Below are 509 nucleotides of genomic sequence, written 5' to 3'. Positions count from 1 at the left end.
GTGATATTCCCGCCATACTCAACCTGTTTTATTTCAGGTGATGCAATCGCGGCCTGTTCAACCTGTTTAGGATTGAAGGGTATTCCCTTATTTGCTCCTGAACCTGAATCAGCGGCCAGGGCAATATCCACGCCCGGAAGTTTATTCAGCTTTTCAATAATCCAGTTGTACGTTCCGGTAAATGAACCTTTCAGGGTGTCCCATAATTTCCCGAACACACCCCCGATCACGCTGGCCATTTTTTCAAAGGAGGCAACAGGGGAATTAATATCAAAGGCGTTTACCACATCACCCCAGCCATCAATAACGATCCCGAACATCTCAATGACCGTCTGAATGGAACGATAAACCAGCTCAAACGGAGTCAGAACCAGGCCAACCGCCCCCGCCACGACACGGCCAAAGGTTTCCCCCGCGCTGGTCACGCCAGCCAGTTTTTCCCCGGTCATTTGTACCGGGGAAAGCAGGTTGCCAAACCAGCCAAACAGCGTTTTCACGCCGTTCCAGAC

The 509-nt window shown here is 50.9% G+C and carries 1 pseudogene; it reads right to left on the bottom strand.

Annotated elements, in window-relative coordinates:
- Positions 1–509: pseudogene (locus K5E19_RS24060) on the bottom strand (phage tail tape measure protein); the annotation flags it as partial.

This window comes from Enterobacter sp. RIT637, assembly GCF_019718755.1.
Taxonomy (GTDB): domain Bacteria; phylum Pseudomonadota; class Gammaproteobacteria; order Enterobacterales; family Enterobacteriaceae; genus Enterobacter.
Note: the sequence above shows the minus strand (reverse complement) of the source record. Positions and strands in the feature narration are given on the sequence as shown.